The organism is Kitasatospora sp. NPDC057738, assembly GCF_042798815.1.
Classification (GTDB): Bacteria; Actinomycetota; Actinomycetes; order Streptomycetales; family Streptomycetaceae; genus Kitasatospora; species Kitasatospora lactacystinica.
In genome coordinates, this window is the sequence record NZ_JBHVJT010000004.1 from 104,185 (window position 1) to 123,444 (window position 19,260).

Annotated in this window: 21 protein-coding genes and 1 tRNA gene; 8 read left to right on the forward strand and 14 right to left on the reverse strand. The window is 71.4% G+C overall.

Annotated elements, in window-relative coordinates; translation table 11 throughout:
• Positions 1-404: 404 nt before the first annotated feature.
• A complete protein-coding gene (locus ACFVGO_RS03530; RefSeq protein ID WP_371519662.1) occupies positions 405-605 on the reverse strand; it encodes a hypothetical protein in 201 nt (66 codons plus the stop codon).
• 917 nt (positions 606-1,522) lie between these two features.
• Here ACFVGO_RS03530 and ACFVGO_RS03535 point away from each other — a divergent pair.
• Positions 1,523-1,804: a MerR family transcriptional regulator gene (locus ACFVGO_RS03535; RefSeq protein ID WP_371522889.1), complete on the forward strand. Its 282-nt coding sequence runs from the start codon at positions 1,523-1,525 to the stop codon at positions 1,802-1,804.
• 390 nt (positions 1,805-2,194) lie between these two features.
• Here the strand turns inward: ACFVGO_RS03535 and ACFVGO_RS03540 are convergent, their stop codons facing one another.
• The 3 genes from ACFVGO_RS03540 to ACFVGO_RS03550 form a co-directional block, all read right to left on the reverse strand.
• On the reverse strand, positions 2,195-2,557 hold the full coding sequence (locus ACFVGO_RS03540) for a hypothetical protein (RefSeq protein ID WP_359913424.1): 363 nt from the start codon (positions 2,555-2,557) through the stop codon (positions 2,195-2,197).
• 94 nt (positions 2,558-2,651) lie between these two features.
• Positions 2,652-3,056 (reverse strand): hypothetical protein, encoded by a 405-nt coding sequence (locus tag ACFVGO_RS03545; protein WP_380357436.1) that lies wholly within the window; start codon positions 3,054-3,056, stop codon positions 2,652-2,654.
• Between the two features lie 228 nt (positions 3,057-3,284).
• Complete coding sequence (locus tag ACFVGO_RS03550) at positions 3,285-3,512, reverse strand: hypothetical protein (RefSeq protein WP_380630772.1); 228 nt, start codon at positions 3,510-3,512, stop codon at positions 3,285-3,287.
• 519 nt (positions 3,513-4,031) lie between these two features.
• On the opposite strand from ACFVGO_RS03550, the gene ACFVGO_RS03555 reads away from it, so the two are divergent.
• The 3 genes from ACFVGO_RS03555 (at position 4,032) to ACFVGO_RS03565 (ending at position 6,673) form a co-directional block, all read left to right on the forward strand.
• Positions 4,032-4,235, forward strand: coding sequence for a cold-shock protein (locus ACFVGO_RS03555; RefSeq protein WP_099897249.1), 204 nt, complete (start codon positions 4,032-4,034; stop codon positions 4,233-4,235).
• Positions 4,236-4,605: 370 nt separating this feature from the next.
• On the forward strand, positions 4,606-6,129 hold the full coding sequence (locus tag ACFVGO_RS03560; protein WP_359913432.1) for a DEAD/DEAH box helicase: 1,524 nt from the start codon (positions 4,606-4,608) through the stop codon (positions 6,127-6,129).
• Positions 6,130-6,292: 163 nt separating this feature from the next.
• Positions 6,293-6,673 carry a CBS domain-containing protein gene (locus tag ACFVGO_RS03565; protein WP_380630773.1) on the forward strand — a complete coding sequence of 127 codons (381 nt, stop codon included), beginning with the start codon at positions 6,293-6,295 and terminating at the stop codon, positions 6,671-6,673.
• Positions 6,674-7,140: 467 nt separating this feature from the next.
• Here the strand turns inward: ACFVGO_RS03565 and ACFVGO_RS03570 are convergent, their stop codons facing one another.
• The 3 genes from ACFVGO_RS03570 to ACFVGO_RS03580 form a co-directional block, all read right to left on the reverse strand.
• Positions 7,141-7,422: a MerR family transcriptional regulator gene (locus ACFVGO_RS03570; protein WP_359913448.1), complete on the reverse strand. Its 282-nt coding sequence runs from the start codon at positions 7,420-7,422 to the stop codon at positions 7,141-7,143.
• Between the two features lie 1,226 nt (positions 7,423-8,648).
• Positions 8,649-8,930, reverse strand: coding sequence for a hypothetical protein (locus ACFVGO_RS03575; RefSeq protein ID WP_359913437.1), 282 nt, complete (start codon positions 8,928-8,930; stop codon positions 8,649-8,651).
• An 826-nt stretch (positions 8,931-9,756) separates the two neighbouring features.
• The gene (locus ACFVGO_RS03580) at positions 9,757-10,041 is read right to left on the reverse strand and encodes a hypothetical protein (RefSeq protein WP_359913440.1); all 285 of its coding nucleotides are present in this window, start codon (positions 10,039-10,041) and stop codon (positions 9,757-9,759) included.
• 428 nt (positions 10,042-10,469) lie between these two features.
• Here ACFVGO_RS03580 and ACFVGO_RS03585 point away from each other — a divergent pair, with 428 nt between their 5' ends.
• The gene (locus tag ACFVGO_RS03585) at positions 10,470-10,739 is read left to right on the forward strand and encodes a pre-peptidase C-terminal domain-containing protein (protein WP_380357445.1); all 270 of its coding nucleotides are present in this window, start codon (positions 10,470-10,472) and stop codon (positions 10,737-10,739) included.
• 609 nt (positions 10,740-11,348) lie between these two features.
• A tRNA-Met gene (locus ACFVGO_RS03590) sits at positions 11,349-11,425 on the forward strand.
• Here the strand turns inward: ACFVGO_RS03590 and ACFVGO_RS03595 are convergent.
• Positions 11,404-11,589, reverse strand: coding sequence for a hypothetical protein (locus tag ACFVGO_RS03595; protein WP_380554429.1), 186 nt, complete (start codon positions 11,587-11,589; stop codon positions 11,404-11,406). The two genes, ACFVGO_RS03590 and ACFVGO_RS03595, sit on opposite strands and share 22 nt — an antisense overlap.
• Before the next feature lie 363 nt (positions 11,590-11,952).
• On the opposite strand from ACFVGO_RS03595, the gene ACFVGO_RS03600 reads away from it, so the two are divergent.
• Entirely contained in the window at positions 11,953-13,500 is a 1,548-nt protein-coding gene (locus ACFVGO_RS03600; protein WP_359904126.1) for an ISL3 family transposase, read from the forward strand.
• Between the two features lie 60 nt (positions 13,501-13,560).
• On the opposite strand, the gene ACFVGO_RS03605 is transcribed toward ACFVGO_RS03600, so the two are convergent.
• From ACFVGO_RS03605 to ACFVGO_RS03630, 6 genes are all read right to left on the reverse strand, one after another.
• Positions 13,561-13,845 carry a hypothetical protein gene (locus ACFVGO_RS03605; protein ID WP_380351542.1) on the reverse strand — a complete coding sequence of 95 codons (285 nt, stop codon included), beginning with the start codon at positions 13,843-13,845 and terminating at the stop codon, positions 13,561-13,563.
• Positions 13,846-13,949: 104 nt separating this feature from the next.
• Positions 13,950-14,510, reverse strand: coding sequence for a hemerythrin domain-containing protein (locus ACFVGO_RS03610; RefSeq protein WP_359904108.1), 561 nt, complete (start codon positions 14,508-14,510; stop codon positions 13,950-13,952).
• Positions 14,511-14,660: 150 nt separating this feature from the next.
• A complete protein-coding gene (locus tag ACFVGO_RS03615; protein ID WP_359904105.1) occupies positions 14,661-15,233 on the reverse strand; it encodes a type 1 glutamine amidotransferase domain-containing protein in 573 nt (190 codons plus the stop codon).
• 171 nt (positions 15,234-15,404) lie between these two features.
• Positions 15,405-15,863, reverse strand: coding sequence for an SRPBCC family protein (locus ACFVGO_RS03620; RefSeq protein ID WP_359904102.1), 459 nt, complete (start codon positions 15,861-15,863; stop codon positions 15,405-15,407).
• A 230-nt stretch (positions 15,864-16,093) separates the two neighbouring features.
• Complete coding sequence (locus ACFVGO_RS03625; protein WP_380630774.1) at positions 16,094-16,351, reverse strand: CDGSH iron-sulfur domain-containing protein; 258 nt, start codon at positions 16,349-16,351, stop codon at positions 16,094-16,096.
• Positions 16,335-16,991 (reverse strand): HemK2/MTQ2 family protein methyltransferase, encoded by a 657-nt coding sequence (locus tag ACFVGO_RS03630; RefSeq protein ID WP_359904096.1) that lies wholly within the window; start codon positions 16,989-16,991, stop codon positions 16,335-16,337. The genes ACFVGO_RS03625 and ACFVGO_RS03630 overlap by 17 nt, the downstream gene beginning before the upstream one ends.
• 174 nt (positions 16,992-17,165) lie before the next feature.
• Between ACFVGO_RS03630 and ACFVGO_RS03635 the strand changes: the two genes are divergently transcribed.
• Complete coding sequence (locus tag ACFVGO_RS03635) at positions 17,166-19,247, forward strand: YbdK family carboxylate-amine ligase (RefSeq protein WP_359904093.1); 2,082 nt, start codon at positions 17,166-17,168, stop codon at positions 19,245-19,247.
• The last annotated feature ends 13 nt before the right edge of the window (positions 19,248-19,260 follow it).

The window sequence follows — 19,260 nt, forward strand, 5'->3', positions numbered from 1 at the left end:
GCTCCACCCCCCTTGTCGCCCCCGCCGCTGCCTCCCCCCCCCCCCACCCCCACCCCACCACACTAGGGTCGACGCCCCCCCCCCCCCGGGCCGTTCAATCCGGCCAGCGTCGGCCTCCAAGCGCTGACCGACGACGAGAGACCGACCGCCCCCGCCGGGCGCCCGGTTCGAGTCCGGCGCCACGGTGGTGCGCCGCGACATCGACCTCGGGCAGGTGCGAACGGCCCAGCCGTGCCGGGCGCCGGCCGACACGGGCACGGTGCCGGAGCCAGTTGGCCTGCGGAACCCGCTCCCTCGCACCGGCCAGCCAGGGCGAGCGCGCAATTCGCAGCAGCCGCGACGCCAGGCCCGGGGTCGACCTGAACGCCTGGCCGGGCAGGGTCGCGAGTGCGTTCCGGCAGGAGTCACCTCTGCCCGTGGTCGCCGGATGGGCGGGTGGTGTCGAGGGCGTCGCGCAGGGCGTACAGGTCGGCGATGGTGGCCTGTTCGGCGAAGCGGGCCAGCAGCCGGCGGACGGGGCGGTCGTCACCGTTGCGCACGGCCTCGGTGATCGCTTCGATCAGGGCCGCCTGTCCGTTCCGGGCCGTCTCTGGTGCTGTGGGCACCAGCTCTTCCACTGCCGCCTCCATGCGGTGTGTCGCTCGTTTCTTCGGGCGCACGGCGGCGGCTCGGGGGGTTGCCGCCGCCGCGCAGCGGAAGACTACCTCACACACGGGTGCCGCAAAATCTATGCGCGCCGGAGTAGACATTGCTCGTGGGTGGGTCTAACGTTTCTCTCGTAGACAGCAGTCGGCGATACCGGCCAGACACGAACTGGCCTGGGTTGTTGGACCGAAGTTCGCAGTTCGGTCCGGCAGTGGAGTTCCGAAGCCAGGCAGGCGCAGGACGGCGACGGGACTGGCTGCCGGACCGGGCGGCCCGCAGGCATCAGGGGCCGCCACCAGCGGTACCGAGCAGTGCGCAGTTCAGTGAGTGCAGTACCCGGCAGTCGCCAGACAAGCAGGACCTCGGCAAAGGCGCCCAGACTGCGGGCGCGCGTGCCGAGGAGTCCGGGCAGTGGGGTTCCAGGCCACCGCAGACGCGGGGCGGCCGGCGGGCCCGGGCTGCCGGACCGGGTGGGCCGTCACGGCCACCGACCAGCAGGACGCAGTTCAGCAGGTGCAGTACCAGCAGTACGAAAGTGACAGTTCAGTACAGAGGATGAACGGAGGGCGCAAGCGCCATCAGGATCGCCCGGCCCGTGAACACTCGCCCGGGCGGACACCGCAGACCCCAACGCAAGGACGGTGGTTTCCGGTCACGCATTCGCGATCCCCGCACACCCCTCCCCCGGGGCAGTGCGGAAGTAGAAGGACCGGCCCAGGCCGGTAGATGGTGTTGTTCCCCTTCGGGGCCCCGGAGCCGACACGGCCCCGGGGCCCCTCGACGCGTTCTCCCCGAGAACCAGAGAGGTGCAGTGACTACAACGGCCAGCCCCGACACACCCGACAAACTCGACGACGACGACTACCCCGCCTACACCATGGGCCGCGCCGCCGAGATGACCGGCACCACCCCCGGCTTCCTACGAGCCCTCGGCGAACACCGCCTCATCACCCCCCTGCGCTCCGACGGCGGCCACCGCCGCTACTCCCGCTACCAACTACGCATCGCCATGCGCGCCCGCGACCTCGTCGACCAGGGCACCCCCATCGAAGCCGCCTGCCGCATCGTCATCCTCGAAGACCAACTCGAAGAAGCCCTGCGCATCAACGAGCAACTCCGCCGCACCCAACACCACCAGGAACCCGCCGCGGACACCTGACCGGACCGGCAACCCGGCCACAGCTCCCTCCAGCCGCACGGCCACGCCGCAGGGGCCGGATCGGGGACGGCCTCGCGCTGCACGCTCTGGCCGTCGCCCCGGACGGCAACACCGCAGCGCGGCACAAGACGTGGCGACTGGAGGGCGCGGCCGGGCTGGACGCCGCCGGGCGCGTCCTCGGGATGGTCCGCTCGGAGATGGACGGCACCGCCCGGGGCGCCGGCGCCTTCCGCCTGCCCGCTGTGCCCTTCGTCTCTCCGGCCGGGGCCGTCAGCGGCTCCACCCCGACACCCGGGCCAGCGGTCACGACACCCCGCTCGAGGCTCAGCGACTCCTTGCAGCGGGGACGTAGGGCGTCGAGCCGGGCGGCCGCTCGGCCTGCCGTGGTCCTCAGGAATCGGAGTAGCTGAGGTCCCCGACCGTCCAGCTGCTGACATCCTCGATGGCGATGCGGTACATGCCGCCGGTGTGGGGCAGCCCGAAGTCGCCCTGAAGGATCTTCGCCCGGTGGAGATGCAGATGGGTGGGCCGTGCGGGCGGGCCGTCGGCGGGCGGGGCAAAGAGAGCGGCGAACGGCTTCAGGTGCTCCGAGGCCTGGAGGACCTCCGCCACCCGATCCAACCACAGGGTCACCGGCGCGAGCCTGCCGGTGATCACCGCGCCGGGGACCACCACGGTCAGGGACATCTGATTGCTGTGCTCGGACTCGACCATCGCGGCGATGTCGACGAGCAGCCCGTCAGGGTTCGACATGCCCACCAGAATAGGACACGGCCTCCGCGGCGCCCACGGGCCGGGGCAGCGGCCACGGCGACCACGGGCCTTGCGCCTGCTGCACGGCACGGCGCTACATGGCGGCGACCTGACACGCCGATCGGCTGCGTCGTGGTGCGGGGCAGTTGAGAGCAGCCGTGAGGGTCGGGGCATCGCCCGGATCGTACGGGCCGGCGGTGACGAGCAGGTCGGCTCCGAGGGCGGTGACGGTGAAGCCCTCGGAGCCGAGGACCTCCGCCAGGGCCAGCATCAGCGCGCCGCGGATGCCGCGGAACTCGGTGCGCCCGGCGGCGTCGGCGGGATGCGGGCAGGCGTGGAGGGTCGGTCCGATCAGGTCCTGGCCCGGGCTCCATTCCAGCACCAGGCCGATCCCCGGACGCCGCCGGGCGCAGAGCCCGGCCACCTGGGGCGGCGCCAGTTCGAACCCTCGGAGGGAGAGCACTGCACAGACGGACTCAAACAGATGTTTGTCATCCACGCGCAGAGTTTATCGCCTGCCCAGCCCGCAGCCAGCCGCCCTTGACGTTTCGTCACATGCTGTTCCAGCCATGGCCGGCGAGGCTACAGGGCCGGAGCTGCGGATTCCCGTTCGACCCGATCGGGGTGCGCGTCCCCTGGACGGCGTGCCGACGCGGCGAGCCAGGGGCGTACCGCAGGGGTCCGCACACGCGCGGCACACTCGGCGGAGAGCCGCGTGCGCCCTGGGTCAGAGTCTGAACATCGCGGCGTAGGGCTGGGTGATGCGTTCCCGCCGCGATCCGAAGTCGACGAGTACCGCGATGTCGCTGTCGCCTTCGACGCCGATGGCCCGGCCGAGGCCGTACGTGTCGTGGGTGACGCGGTCGCCGACGGCGAAGTGCTTGCGCGGCGCTTCGATCCGGGCCTTGAAGGGACTGGTGGGCAGGACACGGCGGACTGCTGCAGATTTCGTCATTCCCTGCAGTATGCGCCGAAAGTCGCGGGAGCGGGACTTCTCGACGCACTCAATTTCGGAGCTACGACAGGAATTTCGCGCAAGCCGTCCAGCGCGCCCCCGGATGGCGCCGGTGGGCGTGGTGCGTCGCTTTCACGGGTCTGGCGCGGCCAGGGCAGGCGCTGCGCACCCGCGCGACTCGCCTTCCCCGGGGAAGGCGAGTGGTCGGCGCCGAAGGAGTACGGGTGATCGCTCAACCAGGCCACTCTCCATGTGTGTTGGTGGTCCTGTCGCCTCGCGGCCGACGGCCCCGGGGGAAGGCTCCCGGAGAAGTGGGGGTGAAATATCCACCCGCGACGGGCCTGGGCCTGCTAGAGTCGCTTTAGTTGCAGTAGTGGTTCCCATGAACTTTGTGTGCGCCTGCTGATGTTTCGCAGGCGCCTTTTTGTTTCCCGGCTCTTCCCCGGGTGGGTGCTCATCGCGGCGACTCGAAGCGCGCGCTGTGCGGGCTTCGGACAGCCCCTTGAAGGAGATTTCTTTATGGCTAATGGCACTGTGAAGTGGTTCAACGCGGAAAAGGGCTTCGGCTTCATCGAGCAGGACGGTGGCGGCGCTGACGTCTTCGCCCACTACTCGAACATCAACGCCAACGGCTTCCGTGAGCTGCTCGAGGGCCAGAAGGTCGAGTTCGACGTCACGCAGGGCCAGAAGGGCCCGCAGGCCGAGAACATTCGTCCGCTGTAGTTTTTCTGCCACGGCACCCGCCTGGTAGCGAGGGGCCCGCACCGCGTACATGATGCCCGGTGCGGGCCCCTCGGCATTGCGCCACGACGCGCTTCCCCGGCTGATTCCGGCCCCCTGGCTCCGCCACCGGCGGCCATCCCCACGCGAGACGCACAGCGCCGCGTCCGGATCGCCGCCCTGCCGTGACACCCCGCGGTTCGAGGTTCTCCGCTCCCGCCCTCCGCGGCGAGCGCCGACCTCAAGGTGACGTGCCGCACGGTTCCACCGTCCACGCCCCGCACTCCACACTTCGGCCCGTTCCTTGCGGCCTCCTGCCGGCGCCCCGCGCTGCGGAGCTTCCTCGCGACGTGCCGCCCCAGGAAGGTCTCACATGAACCGCTCCAGCCGCTCCCCGTACCAGAACGCCAACTCCCGTTCCTCGTCCTCCTCCCGCTCCGGCGGCAGCTCCTTCTACGGCGACCGGCCCGCCGGCGGCCGTGGCGGCCGCCAGGGTTCTTCTCCGCAGGGCGAGTTCGCGATGCCGGTGAGCACCACCCCGGCGCTGCCGGCCGTCGAGGCGTTCGACGCACTGGACATGCCGAAGGCCCTGCTCTCCACCCTGACCCGTCAGGGCGTCACCGAGCCGTTCCCGATCCAGGCCGCGACGCTGCCGAACTCGCTGGCCGGACGCGACGTCCTCGGACGTGGACGGACGGGCTCCGGCAAGACCATCGCGTTCGGCCTCGCGGTGCTGGCCCGCACCGCCGGCCGGCGCGCCGAGCCGCGCCGCCCGCTGGCCCTGGTGCTGGTCCCCACCCGCGAGCTCGCGCAGCAGGTCACCGACGCCCTCACCCCGTTCGCCCACGCGGTGCGGCTGCGGATGGCGGCCGTGGTGGGCGGGATGTCGATCGGCCGCCAGGCCCACGCCCTGAACCAGGGGGCGGAGGTCGTGGTAGCCACCCCCGGCCGGCTCAAGGACCTGATCCAGCGCGGCGACTGCCGGCTGGACGGGGTCGGCATCACGGTGCTCGACGAGGCCGACCAGATGGCCGACATGGGCTTCCTGCCGCAGGTCACCGAGCTTCTGGAGCAGGTCGCCGAAGGCGGCCAGACCATGCTGTTCTCCGCCACCCTGGACCGCAATGTCGACCGCCTGGTGCGGCGCTTCCTCAAGGACCCGGTCACCCACTCGGTGGACCCGTCCGCGGGAGCGGTCAGCACCATGGAACACCACGTGCTGCACGTGCAGAACTACGACAAGAACGCCACGATCGCCCACATCGCCTCCCGCGACGGCCGGGTGATCATGTTCATCGACACCAAGCACGGCGCCGACCGCCTGGTGGACGACCTGCTCGCCAACGGCGTGAAGGCCGCCGCCCTGCACGGCGGCAAGTCCCAGCCGCAACGCACCCGCACCCTGGAGCAGTTCCGCACCGGCCAGGTCACGGCCCTGATCGCCACCAACGTCGCCGCCCGCGGCATCCACGTCGACGGCCTCGACCTCGTCGTCAACCTCGACCCGCCGAGCGACCACAAGGACTACCTCCACCGCGGCGGCCGCACCGCCCGGGCCGGCGAGTCCGGCACCGTCGTCACCCTCGTCCTGCCCAACCAGCGCCGCGAGATGGCCCGCATGATGACCACGGCCGCCATCACCCCCGTCACCACCAGGGTCAGCGCCGGCGACGAGGACCTCGCCCGCATCACCGGCGCCCGCGTGCCCACCGGCATCCCCACCGTGATCGCCGCCCCCGTCGTCGAACGCCCCCGCCGCAGCCCGTCCACCAGCCGTAACCGTCGAGGACGCCCCGCCCACGCGGCGGGTGACACCCGCGCGACCGGCGCGGGCCGCGACAACCAGGGCTCCTCCGGCCGCCGCCGGGCACCGAGGCGCGTCGCCCTCGCCGCCTAGGAGGCAGGTGTGGGCCTGGACCGCCGCCGCGGTCCAGGCCCACACGACTCACCAGCGCGAAACACGAGTCCCGGCCCGCTCCGGCGGACCCCGCCGGCCATCCCACCGCCGAGGCCCCGACCACCGCCGGCCCCGGCGGAAACCGACACCAAGGAGTCCGCCCATGACCCTCACCCTCGAACACCCCGCGACCACCGCCACGGTCGGCGACCTCATGAGACACCCCGAGCTGCAGATCAGCGACGACGTCATGGTCGACATGGCGATCGACATCCTGCACAGCTCCGGCGCCGACCACCTCCTGGTCCGCGACGACGACGGCCGCTGCGCCGGGCTGCTGACCCGCATGCACCTCGCCCCGTTCCAGACCCGCACCCAGGCCACCGAGCGCACCCCTGTGCGCGACATCGTCCTCGACCAGGCCCCGTTCGCCACCGCCGACATGCCCGCCGACACCGCAGCCGCCGCCATGCGCGCCCGCGGCCTGGACACGTGGCCGGTGGTCGACCCCGACGGCCACGCCATCGGCCTGCTCAGCTTCTAGGCCCGCCCTGCCGGCGCCGACGCGCCGGCAGTCGCGTGCCCAGGGCGCTGTCCGCGACGGCGTTCAGCATTTCGGCCGCTGTCCTGGTCCCGGTCGCCCATCGCGTCGAACACCAGGGCGCCGGTCCCCGATCGCAGGCGGATGTCGAGGGCAGGGGGTCGGACTCCGCGGGGACCGCCACCGAGTACTCCTCGCAGCCCCGGTCTCGGGCGGGCCGGGGCGCCCGCAAAGCGGGCGACTTGCCTGACGACCCGCGTTCGGCAGCGCAACCCCACCGTAGCGCCCCCCGAGTCAAGGTCCGGGCGCCTGGAACCGGTCCGCGCCAGTGAGACAGGGGGTTGGGCAGCCTGGCCGTTGGAGAACGGTCGGCCGGCGATCGGGGACTGAGGGGTAGTCGTGTCCCGGGGCGGCCTGCGGTGAGCGCCCGTCGCTCACCGCGGACCGGTCTCGTCGGCCTGGCAGGCGGGTCAGGTGTCGGCGGCGGACTCCTGGCCGCGCGGGGAACGGCGGAGCTCTTCGTTGATGCGCAGGGCTTCTTCGAGTTGGTCTTCGAGGATGACGATGCGGCAGGCGGCCTCGATGGGGGTGCCCTGGTCGACGAGGTCGCGGGCGCGCATGGCGATGCGCAGTTGGTAGCGGGAGTAGCGGCGGTGGCCGCCGTCGGAGCGCAGGGGGGTGATGAGGCGGTGTTCGCCGAGGGCTCGCAGGAAGCCAGGGGTGGTGCCGGTCATCTCGGCGGCGCGGCCCATGGTGTAGGCGGGGTAGTCGTCGTCGTCGAGGGAGTCGGGGGTATGCGGTCGAATGGTTGCCGTGGTCACTGCACCTCTTCTTGTTGTTGTGTCCGGGGACGCGCTGAGGGGCCCCGGGGCCATTTCGGCTCCCGGGGCCCCGAAGGGTTTTACACCATCTGCCGGCCTTGTGGCCGGCTTCCTTGTATCCGCACTGCCCCGGGGGAGGGGGTGTGCGGGGATCGCGTATGCGTGACCGGAAACCACCGTCCTTGCCTTGGGGTCTTCGGATTCCGCCCGGGCGACTTCCTCACGGGCCGGGCGATCCTGATGGCGCTCTGTCCCCTCCATTCATCCTCTGTACTGGCCTGGTACTGCGAACTGCTTGGTACTGCGGAACTGCTTGTACTTCGAACTGCGTGGTAGTGCCAACCACTCGGTGCTGCTGTGGCGGTCCTTGCGGTCCACCGGGTCCGGCAGCCAGCCCCGTCGCCCGTCCTGCTAACCACTCGGCTTGGAACCCCACTGCCGGACTCCCAGCGCGCGCGCCCGCAGTCTGGGCGCCTTCACCGGGATACCGCGTACTTCGACTGCTGGTACTGCCCAACTCGACTTCACACTGCTGGTACTGCGCTTACCGAACTGCGGTACCGCTCGGTGGCGACCCCTGATGCCTGCGGGCCACCTGGCCCGGCCGCCAGTCCCGTCGCCGTCCTGCACCATCCCTGGCTTCAGGACCCTGCAACCGTTCCTACCTGCGAACTTCTGTACTGCTGCCCGCCAGTTCGTGTCTGGCGGGTACCGCTGACCTCGTCTACGAGAGAAACATTAACCACGGTGCGCGGCAATGTCTACTCCGGCGGGCATAGATTTTTCGGTGCCGGTTGGGGAGGTAGTCTTCGCCCCGCACGGGGTGGGGCGGCCGGTCGCCGCAGCCGTGCAAGGACGGGAGACGCCGCGCCCAGCGGCCAGGACCACAAGTGAACGGGAGGCGAGCGGTGGAAGGGCCGCAGGCCGCGCGGCAGGTGCGCACCCCCGACCCCCATACCCAGGCGTCGCTGGCGGCGGCCATAGGCGAAGCAGTCCGAGACCGGGACGAGCGGGGCCTCCGTAGGCTTCTGGCCCGCTTCGCCGAACAGGCCGCCATCACGGACCTGCCCGCCCTGCGCGACGCCATCGACACCCCCCACGACGATGACAGTCCGCCGCGGGCCCGATAGGCCCAGCCGGCCCGCCGCATTCCTGAATCAGAAGGCGCGGACAGCGGCATCACAGGTCAGGCAGACGTATCCGGCCCAACGCGGCGGATGCCACCCCTGCCCCGGCCGTTCCGGGCTCCATCGCTCGACCACCATCGCGCCGGTGTCCATTCCGCACGCGGTCGAAGGCCCCGGGCCATCGGGGGCATCCGGATCCGAGAGAGCGGCGTGGACCCGGCGCACCGACAGGACGTCCACCGGATCACCGCCCACCCCCAGGATGCGCGCGTCCAACGGCTCAACCAGCTCCAGCAGAACCACGATCCCCATGGTTCAACCGTGCGCGCCCAAGGCCGCGCACGCGACCGCACCCGGGCAAGGGCGGCCGGCCGTGGACCACGCCGGGCACCCCGCTGGCGACCCGCCGTACGGGCCCGGACCGGAAGGTGGGTCCGGGCCCATACGAACGGGTCCGCTGGCGCCCAGGGTGCTCGCCGGTGCAGGCGAGCGACACCCGGCAGGGCGGCGGCCGGTCGGCGCGGCAGGGACTGGGAACGAACGTCCAGGCCGCGCCGCCGGGGTCAGACGGAGATGGCCTCGCGTTCGACCTTGGCCGTGATGGTGATCCTGCGGGGGCGGGAGAGCCGGTCGAGGTCGCGCAGGGAAGTTGGTACGCATCAGCAAGGGGGATCAGCTCCTCACAGTCGTGAACGGTCACGGGTGCCCACGGACGGCATGGCGCCGGACCTGCCCAGCCCTGTTCTCCCGCCCGGGCACCTCGACGAGAAAGTTATAGCGCCACAAAAGCTTTCTTGATAAGGTGGCACTCAACTTTAGCGAGCCTTCTAAACGCCACCTTCGGCGCACTGCCAGCCTGAGGCCAGGGCCCCCTGTGAGAACGCTGCTGCTGGCGGCGGTGGCCACCATGGCCCGTTCGGCACGGCGCTGGCCATCCAGTCCTCGCTGGTCGGCGTGGGCGAGGTCGTCTTCGGTGGAGCACTGGTGGGCCGAATGCTGTACTGCGGGCGAGGCGCTGAGGCGGCGGAGGCGTCCAGAGCGAGGGCTTTCTGGGCCTGCTTGATCAGGGCGGGCATCTTGGCGTTCTCGTCGACGGGCAGGCCGCGTTCGCGCAGGACTGTCTTGGCGGTGGCCTCGATCAGCTGCTTGGCGCTACCGATGGCGCCGGCGGGGTCGTCGGAGAGGTCGCGGTGGACCGCTCCAGCGGGACGGTGAGGTCCTCCAGCCACTTGCCCTGCCACTCATCACGCCGGGCGACCCGCATCAGCTCCTCGAAGACCAGCAGAGCCCGCTCCACGTGGCCCCGATCCCTCCAGTCGACCGCCTGGGCGTAGGACTGGAACGAGGAGCGTCGTGCCCCTGTGTCCTGGTAGTGCAGCTCGTCCGGGGCGACGGGCGCGAAGCCCTGCCCTTCCCAGGCCACTGCGATGTCTCGGAGGTTTCCGCAGGTCAGCGCCTCGCTGACCTGCGGAAACGACCGACTGGCCGAGTCGTGTCGATTGCTCTGGATCTCGCAATGTGAAATGAGAGTGCACTGAGTTCGATCTCGGCATGAGTTCTGTGCCGTACGGCTCCCGCTCGACCTCCGCACCGCAGCGCCATCCACTACCTCTTCGGCCAAGAGCTCACCCGGCTCGCGGCCCTGCCCGCAGAAGCCCTCACCATCCGGGACAGCGAGGGCGTTCTCCTGCTGGACCACGCACCGATCCGGTTGCCGGAATCGCTGCCCCTGCCCGCGGCCGAGCTCACCTGCCGGCAGCCGACCTAGCTGGTCGCGGTCTCCGCCGCCTCGAACCGGGCGAAGGCCGACAAGGACCCGAGCAGCTGGCGGCCGCCGCTGCGATCGTACTGGTGCACCTACTCCCGCGCCTGGACCGGCTGTGCATCTACATGCCCGCCGGCGCCGTGACCCTCGACGTCACCACGACCGGCGGCACCGGCACGGCCTATCTCTACTACAACGCCGACACCTGGGCCTCGAACACCGCCCACACCGCCTCCTCCACCAAGAGCACCGGCACCCAGAACATCACCGTCACCAACTCGACAGCCGGCTACCGCTACCTCAGCCTCTACGGCAGGACCGCGTTCAGCGGCGTCACCGCCACCACCCAGTACTGACCCGCACACACCCGCGCAGACAACCCACCGCAACACCACGCGAGGGCGTTCGCGCACCGGCAACCCGCCGGCGCGCGAACGCGCCCTCGCCCCAGCAGGCACCGAACACAATCGCCCCACACGGATGCCTCCGAGGCCAGGGTCTTCACCTGCACCAGCACCGCGCCGCCTGCCGCAGCCGCCCACATCACGGCGGCTCCGGCCCCCTTCCCGTCCGACCACGAGCAGGCATTCCACGAACTCGACCTGGCCGTTGCCCTCGTCCTCAACGCACCCCAGGCCGGCCGCTCCCTCGGCCGGCTCATCAACTCCGACCAGGTTCACCCCGAAGGCGCGCTCGTCTTCGGCAGCCTGCTGTTCGTCACCAACCGTATGGACACCGCCCAGTTCTGGTGGCAGTTCGCTGCCGGCTCCGGCAGCGCCACCACCGCGTACCTGCACCACCTCACCCTCGGCGAGACCCTCGACGCGGCCAGGCCGAGAACGTCCCGGCTAAACCACAGACCCGCCGCGCCTTCCAGGCCCTGACCCCGCTGACCCCGCCAGCACGGGCCGCGCAGGAATCCGGTTTGTGATCACCGGATCGTGCCGTAGACTCAGGCTCACCGACGCGGGGTGGAGCAGCTCGGTAGCTCGCTGGGCTCATAACCCAGAGGTCGCAGGTTCAAATCCTGTCCCCGCTACCACGTACGTCGAAGGGCGGACACACATCGTGTGTCCGCCCTTCGACGTACCAGCCTGTGTTCAGGCCATCCGCACCGGCGTCCAGGCGCCGTCGCACCTCGGCTTCTCCGAGCGTCGCCGCCACCAGGTGCAGAGCGGGGCTCGGGGGCGACCCGGTGAGCAGCACGCGGATGGCCTGAGACGCCGCGGGCCGACTGCGACGTCTGCCGCCCGGCCGGTGGCCGGGCGGCAGACGCGAGGCAGGGCACCGAAACCAACGCAGCTTCGGGAGGGCAGAGCCGAACCGACGTGGACTTCTATGCCGTGATCCCGCGATCCTGTGACCGAGCAGTCCCAGGCGTTCCTACTTGCCGGGCAGGAACTCGGTGTCGCCGACGGGTGAAATTAGGTTCTGGATCACTTTCCGGGCTCTGTCGCTGATTGAGGGGTTCGCGCGGGGCCACAGATAGGTGGGCATCACCTGGGCGTGGCTGATGGAGTTCGGGTCGCTGACCTGCTCTTCCCGGGTGTCGGGGTGGAGATCGAAGAGATGATTGTCGGGGAGGGCGAGGTTCGCCTTGCCGTACGGTCCGTGGCGGCGTCGGCCGCCTGTCCGGGATGCGAGCACAGATCGTCGCGGTTGCACTGCTACTACAAGCGGCGACTGGCAGATCGCCCCGTAGCCGGCAGGCGGGTGCGCCTGGAACTGAGAGCGCGGCGTCCGGTGTGCGGCAACGACCGGTGCGGGCGGCGGACGTTCGCCGAGCAGATCCCGGATCTGACGTCCCGACACGCTCGCCGCACGACCGCCCTCACCGCTCAACTCACCGAGATCGCACTGTTCCTGGGAGGGCGGGCCGGAGCCCGGCTCTCGGGACGTCTGGCCATGACCGCGTGCAGGGACACACTGCTGCGCCTCATCCGAGCACTGCCCCTCCCATCATCGGGCCTCGTCCCGCGCCTGGGTGTGGACGAGTTCGCCGTGCGCCGCGGTCGCACCTACGCGACGATCCTCATCGACATGGACACCCACCGCCCGGTCGACGTCCTCACGGACCGCACCGCCAACACCTTCGCCGCCTGGCTGCGCGACCACCCCGAGGTGCGGATCATCTGCCGTGACCGCGCCGACTCCTTCCGCGACGGCGCCCGCGCCGGTGCGCCACAAGCCCAACAGGTCGCCGACGCCTGGCACCTCCTGCACAACCTCGCCGAGGCCGTCGAACGCGTCGTCGGCCGCCATCGCGCCGACCTGCGCGAACCCCTCACCGCCGGTGACAACCACGATGACGTGCCCCGTTCCGGGACCACCGCCCTCAACGAGCTGGACATCCACGGCAGGCCGCGTCCCCTGGTCGCCCGGACCCGTGAGCGCCACCAGCAGATCCACGAACGCATCGAACGCGGCCACAGCTTTCGTGCCATCGCCCGTGAACTCCGCCTCAGTCGTGGCACCGTCCTGCGCTTCGCCCGAGCCGCCGACGTCGAGCAACTCCTCGTGGCCGCGACCCACCGCCCCAGCCTGGTCGACGACTACCGGCGCTACCTGCACCACCGGTGGATGGAGGGCTGCACGAACGCCGCCGCGCTCACGCGGGAGATCCAGCAGTTGGGCTACCGCGGGGACGTCAACACCGTCCAGCGGCACCTGCGGCCCTACCGCAACGGAGCGATCCCGGCGGAGGCCCCGCTTCCTCACTTGACCGTGCGCCGCGTCACGGACTGGATCATGCGCCGACCCGACCGGCTCGACGACACCGAACGCAAGTGCCTTGAGGAGCTGTGCGAGCGCAGCCCCGCGCTGGCCACGACCACCGAGTACGCCCGGCGCCTGGCCACCATGGTTCGCGAGCGCCGCAGCGAGCACCTGGCCCTCGACGTCTGGCTCGCCGATGTCCGTCTCGACGGACAACGAGAACTCCGCTCGCTGGCCGGCGGGATCCGACGTGACCGCGCGGCTGTCCTCGCCGCCCTGACCACCACCCTCACCTCGGGCGCTGTCGAAGGCAACGTGACCAGGATCAAACTGCTGAAGAGACAGATGTACGGCCGGGCCAACTTCGACCTCCTGCGACGCCGCATCCTCCTGTCACCGTGATCAACAAGGAGGAACCCCTCAATCAGCGACAGAGCCCGGAAAGTGATCCAGAACCCGAAATTAGGGCCACGGACGGCGACGGCCAGGACGTGGTCGTGCTTGGCCTCCTCCTGGCGGGCCCGGAAGTCCGGGTGGCACAGGTACCGGGCCGGTCGGCGGCGCACCCACCACCTGGATGCGACCGTTGAACCTGGGACAGATCCACAAGTCCGTAGGCGCCGGCGAGGGGCCCGGACCCTTGAGTCGGGCCACGGCATCGTCGTCACCTAGCGTCGCACCCGTCGCATCGCGCTGGAGGAAGCCGCGCCCGTGCCGAACCCGGTGCCAGCCGCGACGGGGGTTCACTGGACGTCAGACGGGTTGTCCGTCGCTCCGGCAGCTGGTCGTACGGATCGTCACCGACTGCGACCGGCGGCCCCACGGTCGATGGGTTCGGGCGCCGCGCGGGGTCAGTGCGGTCCGCCCGGAGCCCGGAAGTCCCGCACCCGCTCGACGACCGACCGCTCAGGTGGCGGCAGGCGGTCCGCCGGGCGTTCGGTGGGTGGCTGATGGCGGGGCCGACCGGTCGAGGACTCCTTGGTCTCCCGCGCCCTGACCGCGAGGTCGCGCAGCTCGGCCTCGCTCGTTACGGCCCGTACGGCCGGGAAGAGCCGCGCCTCCTCGTCGCCGGCGTGCCGGGTCACCTCCTCGGCCAGCCGGGCGACCAGCCGGTCGAAGCGGGGCGAGGTGACGTGGGTCGGGCGGAGTTCCTCCAGCAACGCCTCCACCGCGCGGTGGTCGGCGAGTTCGCGTTCCACAACGGCCGGCCCGTCGGCCAACCGGTCCCGGGCGATCGGATAGAGGTGTTGCTCCTCCGCCCGGGTGTGGCGGACCAGTTGATCGGTCACGAGATCGGCCAGGTCCTTGCGCTGCAGGTCCCCACTGGGTACGCCACTGAGTTCGCTGAAGTGGACCAGCACGGACCGGTGGTCGGCGGTCAGCTGCTCCAGCAGGTCTTCGTCGTAGTGCACGGCGAATGCTCCGTTCTGTGTCCTTGCCGGGTAGGGGGCGGCCCGCCGGCGGGCCCTGAAGCCCCGTCTCCGTCATGGGCGGGTTCCCATCGCCCCTGCGTGTCCCTCGGGAGCCCCGGAGCCAAACGGTCGTCCGCACGTGGCCCGCACTCAGCGCGGGTCGGCGGCCCCGGCCCGGGTACGCAGCGCGGCATCGATTCCCCGGAGGAAGTGTTCGAGGTCACCGGGGTTGCGTGAAGTCACCAGCCGCCAGTTGTTGGCGTCGTCCGTGACCAGCGGTTCGTCGGCCCAGGTGGCGCCGGCGTTGGCCAGGTCGGTACGCAGCGACGGGTAGGAGGTGAGCCGCTTGCCGTAGGCCACGCCCGCTTCGGCCAGCAGCCATGGGCCGTGGCAGATGGCGGCGACGGACCGTCCGGCGGTGGTGAAGGCGAGCACCGTGTCAACGGCCGCCCGGTGGAGCCTGAGGGTGTCCGCGTTGATGGTGCCGCCCGGGATGAGCAGCAAGTCGTAGTCGCTGGCGTCGACCTCGTCGAGGGTGAGTGTCGGTTGCACTGTCTCGCCGGGCTCCCTGTCCCCGACCAGGGTGCGGATCCCGTCCTGTTCGGGGGCGGCGATGTCGACGTGGACGCCGTTCTCGCGCAGGTGCAGTACGGGGACGAGCAGTTCGTCCTGTTCGACGCCGTAGTTCGTCACGATCGCCAGGACCTTGCCGTGCTGGGTCATTTCTCCTCCTGGTACGCGGATTTCCCTCGGGTGCGCGAACGCGCACCCAGGGCTCGGCGGGTACCCGCCGAGCCATGGGCCATGCCGGATCAGCCGTTCCTGATCCGGCATGGCCACGGGCCGCCAGGAGGGTGTCCCGGCGGCCGGTGGCGTGGACGGTCGACAGCGGATTCAGCCCGGACTGATCCGGCCGCGCCAGCCGCCCTCCTCCGTGCCGCGTTCCTCGATGAACTCCTTGAACCGCTTCAGGTCTCCCTTCACCCGGCGGTCGACCACTCCTGTGACGTCGGCGGCCTTCTCCACCATGCCCTCGGGCCGGAAGTCGATGGCCATGGCGACCCGGGTGTGGCCCTGGTCGAGTTGTTGAAAGGTCACCACGCCCTTCTGGTCCACTTCGCCGTCGGTGGTCCGCCAGGCGATCCGCTCGTCGGGCAGCTGGTCGACGATCTCGGTGTCGAACTCACGGGTGACGCCGCCGATGCTGGTCCGCCAGTGGTTGTGGCGGTCGTCCAGCTGGGTCACCGAGTCGACGCCCTCCATGAAGCGCGGGAACTCCTCGAACAGCGTCCACTGGTTGTACGCGGTGTGCAGGGGGACGTCCACGTCCACGGACTCCTTGACCATGCTCATCCCGGCCTCCTCTCACGGTTCGACCGGGGCTGTCCCGGCCGTACCGTGCGCCTGCCCCGCCGGTGCCGGCCCAATCACGCGTCCCGGGCCGCGCGGTCGCCCTCGTCCGGAACGCGGGCACCGATCGGCCGGTCGACGGCCGTCACCGTCCGACCGGCCGACCTGTGACCACCGCGGGGCGGGGTACGCCGTGGGCAGCGAACGGCGCCGGAGGGCACGCGTCCCCGCGCTCACTCCCCGCCGGCCGGGCCGTCCGAGTCCCGGTGGTCCCGCTCCGCAGGCCGCGGCGATCGCCCGTGCCGCCGGTGGCTGGTGTCGCAGAACGGGTACGTGCGGCTGCGCCGGCAGGCACACAGGGCCACCACCGGACGGTCGGACAGCCGCCGAGTGCCGTCCGGCAGGACGACCTCCACCGGTCCCTCGACCAGCAGCGGGCCACCCGGCACGACGAACACCCGGGTGGCGGGGCGCTCAACGCTCTCGGACACCGCGCACCACCACCAGCTCCTCCTCGCGTTCGCCCGGCCGGATCAGTCCGAGCCGCTCGAACAGGGCGGCCCGGGCCGTCATGACCGGCCCGAAGAGCTGCCGCCGTCGCGCCGCCACCTCCGTACGCAGTGCGGCTGTGTGCAGGAGCGCCAGGGTGGCCGGCACGTCCGCGAGTGCGGACTGCACGACCAGCAGCACGCCGCCCTCGGCCAGCGCCCCGGGAACCGTCCGGCAGATCCGGTCCAGGACCAACCGTCCGTCCGGTCCGGCGTCCCAGGCCAGCGCTGCACCCCGGCCGGGAGCCGCCCCGGCCGGGTCCGTCGGGACGTACGGGGGATTCGCGGTCACCAGGTCGAAGCGCTCACCGGGCAACGGCGCCAGGAGGTCGCCCCGGCGCAACCGGACCCGGTCGTGGTGCAGCCGGGTGTTGCACCAGGCGGCGGCCACCGCCCGGGCGGACAGGTCCACCGCCGTGACGAGGGCCCCGCTGCGCGCCGCCGCGATCGCGACGGCCCCGGTCCCGGTACACAGGTCGAGCACCCGGCTGGAGCCGTCCAACGGCTCCCGTCCCACACAGGCGGCCAGCAGTTCGGTGTCACCCTGGGGCGCGTAGACCCCGGGTGGGCGGATCAACAGCATGCCGAGCGGCTGCCCGACTGGGCACGGTTCACACCTGCCACACCGGGCACCGCAGCGGTGAGCACACCACCCCTGCACGACGGGCTCGGGGCGCACGCCGAGGCCGGCCACCCGACGCCACGCCTGCCGGACCCCCGTGATGCCGACACAAGCGAGGAGAGGGAGCCTGGTGAGGTGGACGACAGCGGCACCCCGGGCGGTACGGGCCACGGCCAGGAGCTGCCACCGACGGTAGGCGTAGAGGAGGAGTACTTCGTCGTGGACCCCGCGACCCGGGCCGTGGTTCCCGGCGGTCCGCGGCTGGCCGCCCGCGCCGCGGGCGTGCTGGGAGACCTGGTGTCCGGTGAGTTCACGGACCTCCAGGTCGAGGTGCGGACACCACCGTGCGCCACGATGGGCGAACTGTCCGCCCAGCTCGTTCGGTTGCGCCGCACGCTCGCCGCGTGCGCCGAGGCCGAGGGCCTGACGGTATGTCCCAGTGCGACGCCCGTGATCGGGGGCGGTAGCGCGGTGCCGGTGGGCGACCACCCCCGGTACCGCGACGGGGTGGAGCTGTTCCGGACCCTGATGGACGACTTCGCGGTCTGCGCCCTGCACGTCCACGTCTGCCTGCACGACCGCCAGGTGGCGGCCCTGGTCGGCAACCACCTGCGCCCGTGGCTGCCGCTGCTGGTGGAGATGAGTGCCAACTCGCCGTTCCACGCCGGACGGGACACCGGATACGCGAGCTGGCGCTCGGTGCTGCGGCTGCGCTTCCCCTCCCTCGGACCGCCACCGTGGGTCGAGTCCTTCGACGACTACCGGCGCGTCGCCAGCGCGATGGCGGAGGTCGGCGGGAGCTCCTTCGCCGAGCTTCCGTTCTGGGACACCCGCCCGCACCCCCGCCTGCCGACGCTGGAGGTGCGGTGCATGGACGTTCCGGCCGAGTCCGCGGACTCGGTGGCCCTGGCGGCCGTCGTGCGCGGTCTGGTGGTGACCTCCGCCCGCCTGGCGGAGCGCGACGACAAGGGCCCCCGGCTGCGCGGTGAGCTGTTGCGCGGCGCGTACTGGTACGCGACCCGCGACGGCTGGCCGGGGCCGGGAGCGGACGCGCTGACCGGGCGCGTCCTGCCCGCCCCGGAGCGCGCACGGAGGCTGGTCGAGCACATCGGCGCGGCGTTGGAGGACCTGGGGGACCTGGAGCGGGTCACGGCCTTCGTCGACCGGCTGGCCATCCGCGGCAGCGGCGCCCACCGTCAGCGTGCCGCCCACCGGGCCGGCGGCCTGCCCGCGGTCGTGGACGACCTCGCGAACTGCATGACCACCCCGCAGGCCGTCCCGCCCCGGTCATCCGCACGGCGGACCCTCCGGGGGTGCGACCCCGACGGGTGTGCCAGCGTGGAGGAAGCCGGAAGGGCACCCGGCCCCATGTCCACGGACGCCCGCGACCGCCCGGAGAAGCCGATGGACGACAGAGCGCAGCAGCACGGACAACCGCCCGAGCGCGGCGGTCGGGTGCGCCGAGACGGGTACGCCCGCCTGAACGCCGCGGACCTCGGCATCGACACCGTGGCCCTGGCCGAGGACTTCACCCGGCTCGCCGACTCCTACCAGGGCCTGCCGCCGGATCCGTACGCCCGTGAGACCCACCGCTTCCGCCGCTACTCGCATGCCGTCCACCTGCCCTGGACCGGCGAGCTGTCCTACATCCCCGGTACCCCCGACGAGGAGTTCGGCACCGTCACGGAGTACTGGCAGGACGAGCACAACCCCGAGTACCCCCGGGTGCGGCGCCGGTTGCCCGACATCCCGGAGGCCTTGCACCGCAACCGGCTGCTCGACGCCCTCGTCCGCGCCGACCTGGACCGTGCTCTGTGGCTGGAGGACCTGCACCGCGTCCCCGTCTACGTCGGCATCCACCTGATCTCGCTCGGCGTCCACGACCAGGAGCAGGAGGCGGTGTCCTCACCGAACTGCCTGCACCAGGACGGCGGTTCGCCGGCCACCTTCACCTTCGCCCACCTGATCGGCCGCCGGAACGTGAAGGGCGGCGAGAACGTCATCGCCACCCCGGAGAGCGCCGGCCGGCAACCCTACGCGCTGCCCCCGGAAGCGATCCACGACCGCTTCGTGCTGACCGAGCCGCTTGACGGCTACGGCGTGCACGACCGACGCGTCAGCCACTACGTCGGCCCCGTCCGCCTCGGTGACGACGGGAACGAAGGGCGCCGCGACATCCTCATCGTCGGAATCGCCCCCTACGCCCCCGGGCTTTGACCGGGGGGATCCA